Raw genomic sequence first — 3,329 nt, forward strand, 5'->3', positions numbered from 1 at the left:
CCAGCTCTGTCGGGGGCAGTTGCTCGGCTGGCCCCCAGAGGGGCTGGCAGAAGTAGTCCCCAAGTCGTAACGGTCGCGCGCGAGAAGCTCTACCAGATCGTCAATCACCGCTATAACCTGGCATTGCCGACGATCATCACGAGCAATCGGGCGCTGGAACACCTTGATCAACGCATCGTCTCGCGGATGCATCAGCACGCCTTCGCCGGCGAGATCCTGCGCATCGCGGCGACAGATTATCGCCGTGCCGGGCGCGACGAGCGCCCGGCATGAACCGCTGCGCCGCAGCCAGCATGGCTCGTTGCGGCGCACATCCACGGAGCATGTCGGCCTACGGCTGAGCGTCCAACAGCGCACGCACCGCCTGTTTCAGGGGAGGAATATCGTGATGAATCACGATCCAGATTTGTTCGAGGTCAATGCTCAAGTAGACATGCACCAGGACGTTGCGAAAGGCCGCAATCTGCGCCCAGGGGATCTGGGGCTGCGTTGCCTTGTCCGCTGCGGACAGGCGCTGCGTTGCTTCGGACAAGGTTTGCAGGTTGCGGAGCGTTGCATCCTGCAGCAGATCCGAGGCAAGAAAGGCCTCACGGCCACCAGCCACGTGGCGCTCAATCCGGCTGATGCACGCCAGGATAGGCTGCAGGTAGATCGTATCGTCGCTCATAACGGACGCGCTTCCTGGAGCACGCGCTCGCGGATGGCCGGGTGCAGTGCCCGCTCGGTCACCACATCGACCCGTCGCCCGAGGAGGTGCTCAAGATCGAGGATCAGTCCGGCGGGAAACCAGGCACTCGTGGCCGGGCCGGTCTCAACCAGCAAATCGATGTCGCTCTCAGGGGTTGCTTCGCCACGCGCCATCGAACCAAAGATGCGCACACGGGTCACGCCGTGGCGCTCGGCAATCTGGCTCATTGCGTCACGCTGCACGTGCAGCAGATCCTGTTCGCCCATGGGAATGACCTCCCGTTCAATACGACTGTCGTTCAATTATAGCGCAGTTGGGCACGCATGGGGCCAACGCGCACAAGGAGCCCACCAGATGACCACCACCCCCATCCTGATCGCCGCCGATATCGGCAATGTCACGACGAAGTACCGCCACCAGGGCGGGGCCTGGGCGATCGCGCCATCGTTGGTGCGGATGCTCAGCAGTCGCCCGGGCTATTGTTTCATCACCGAGACCCCGGTGCAGCCCTGGGTCTATCTCAGCGGGCCGGCGGGCATCGAGCCGAACACGCCCTACCTGGTCGGCCACGATGCGCAGCGGGCGGGCGTCACCGATGTTGCCCTCATTGGCAGCGCCGAACTCCGCGCCCAGGCCCCCGCCTACCTGCTGCTGCATCTCGCCGCCATCGTCGCCAGCCTGCCCGCCGGGGTTACGCGGGCGCAGGTCATCTTCGCCGGGGGGCTGCCAGTCGCGGATGATCCGCACCCGCAGGTGCGAACCACGTTGCATCAGCGGCTGACCGGCAAGACGGAGCCAGGCAGTCCACCGATCCCGCATGTGCTCCAGTGGGGTGCGACGACCTACACCGTTACCATCATGCGGACGTCGTTCATCCCGCAGCCGATTGGCGCGCTCGCCACCCTGCTCTTCACCCCGGATGGGCGCATCGCCGCCAACGGGGCGCTGCTGCGCCAGCGCTATGTCCTCGATATCGGTGGCGGGACCACCGATTTCACGGGACGACAGGGCCTTGACCTGATCCCAGGAAGCGAGGGTGGCCTCCGGCTGGGGGTGCAGCACGCAGCCGAGACGGCGCGGGTGCTCATCCAGCGCCGCTTCCCGCGCTTGCGGCACTTGGAGGCGGGCCAGGTGCTGACGCTGCTGCGCCAGGGGGAGGCCACGATCACGGTCGCGGGGGCTCCCTGCGACGTGCGGGCCGAGCTGCAGACGGCTCTGCACGACACGGCCAGCGCGATCCTTGCGCAGGTGCTGCCGCGCTGGGAGCGCACCCTGGCCCAGGGCGAGGTGCTGCTCTGCGGCGGGGGCGGCCAGGTGATGGCCCCAACCATCAGCGCCCTGCTCGCGCCGCTCACGTCCGTGACCCTGCTGTCCGACGCCCTCATCCGGGTGGCCGATGGCATCGAACGGCTGGCGACCTATCGCGTGCAGGGGCAATGACCCGTTGGTGCGCCGTTGGGCCGATCCCCGCTCAACGGCGTGTTTCCGCAATGGGACGCTGAATCAGCCGGGTGCGAGCGGCGGGTGCGCCCGTGGCCTCCCCGCTCGCACCCACCGTATGGCGCATGCGTGCGCCATTGGAGGAGACCCCGATGAAGACGACCTTTCCGGATCGATACTATGCGAGTGTGCCGGCGGACGACCCGCGCTTTGGCGCGTTACGCGAGGTGCTGGCGGCCGTGAAACAGACCGGGCGGCACAGTCCAGCCGCCCGGATGCTCGGCGAGTGGGCGCTGCTCGGCTTTTTGGTGACCACGGGCCACATCAGCCTCCCGGCCCACCCAGACGCGGCCCCCCCGCTCTCTGGCGACCTGCCTGACCCGCGTGCGATCCTGGCCGCGAAACGCCACGTGGAGGCGGCGGTGGCCCACTTCGGTGCCTTTGACGGCTAGTGCAAGGAGACGATCATGCCGTTGACCCTCCGCCGCCGTCCACGGATCCCACCCGCCACGCCGCTCGTCGTGTCCCCACCGCCGGCCCCCGCTGATGCGGGGCCGGTGGAGCCCGCGCCCCCGGAGCCGCTGCGTCCGGCATCGGCCGCTCGTGGAAGCCCCGCACCCCGTGCGTCCGCACGGTCGCGCCGCCGGGCCCCGCAGACCTGGCGCGACCGGATGCTCGGCGAGGTGTTCTTCTTCCTGCTCGGCCTGGGCGTCTGGCTGAGCAACGCCAGCTTCACGGTGCTCGGCATCACCGCGCCGGTGGGGCTGACCCCGCTGACCGGCCTGCTCGGCTTCCTCTTCCACGTCCTGCTCTCCCGCGCCGAGCTGTCTCTCTGGTACCGCTGGCGCGACCCGTGGTACCTGCTGCTGCTCGTGAGTTGTGTGCTCGTTGACGTGGGAACCACGCTGGTCGGCCTGCTCCCGCTTGCCGCCCAGTGGTTCCCCTGGCTGGTTGGCACGACCCCCCAGAACGTGCTAGACTGGGGGCATCTCGTCACTGCCCTGGGTGGCACCACCAGTGTCCCGGCCTGGTGGCCCAACGCGCTGCTGTTGGTAGCCATGAGCTTTGCCTTTGCGCTCGGCTCCGAGCGGCTGCTGCGCCGCTTCTCTCGGGGGATGGTTGAGACCTGGCAGATATTACGTTGACGTGTCCATTGGGCGAGCCAGACGACATACATATGTTCGTTTTTATAGAGGTTTAG

At 67.4% G+C, this 3,329-nt stretch carries 5 protein-coding genes and 1 pseudogene; 4 read left to right on the plus strand and 2 right to left on the minus strand.

Annotated features, from left to right (window positions below):
- Positions 1–273, plus strand: a pseudogene (locus EKD05_RS26970) (hypothetical protein); the annotation flags it as partial.
- 58 nt (positions 274–331) lie between these two features.
- Here the strand turns inward: EKD05_RS26970 and EKD05_RS25195 are convergent.
- Entirely contained in the window at positions 332–667 is a 336-nt protein-coding gene (locus EKD05_RS25195) for a DUF86 domain-containing protein (protein WP_129678372.1), read from the minus strand.
- Entirely contained in the window at positions 664–954 is a 291-nt protein-coding gene (locus tag EKD05_RS25200) for a nucleotidyltransferase family protein (protein ID WP_129678374.1), read from the minus strand. Before EKD05_RS25200 ends, EKD05_RS25195 begins: the two co-directional genes overlap by 4 nt.
- Between EKD05_RS25200 and EKD05_RS25205 the strand changes: the two genes are divergently transcribed.
- From EKD05_RS25205 to EKD05_RS25215, 3 genes are all read left to right on the plus strand, one after another.
- Positions 953–2,128 (plus strand): ParM/StbA family protein, encoded by a 1,176-nt coding sequence (locus tag EKD05_RS25205; RefSeq protein ID WP_129678376.1) that lies wholly within the window; start codon positions 953–955, stop codon positions 2,126–2,128. The two genes, EKD05_RS25200 and EKD05_RS25205, sit on opposite strands and share 2 nt — an antisense overlap.
- 152 nt (positions 2,129–2,280) lie before the next feature.
- Positions 2,281–2,580 (plus strand): hypothetical protein, encoded by a 300-nt coding sequence (locus EKD05_RS25210; protein WP_129678378.1) that lies wholly within the window; start codon positions 2,281–2,283, stop codon positions 2,578–2,580.
- 219 nt (positions 2,581–2,799) lie between these two features.
- Positions 2,800–3,273: a hypothetical protein gene (locus tag EKD05_RS25215; RefSeq protein WP_129678380.1), complete on the plus strand. Its 474-nt coding sequence runs from the start codon at positions 2,800–2,802 to the stop codon at positions 3,271–3,273.
- Positions 3,274–3,329: the final 56 nt, after the last annotated feature.

This window comes from Candidatus Chloroploca sp. Khr17 (genome assembly GCF_004138165.1).
Taxonomy (GTDB): domain Bacteria; phylum Chloroflexota; class Chloroflexia; order Chloroflexales; family Chloroflexaceae; genus Chloroploca.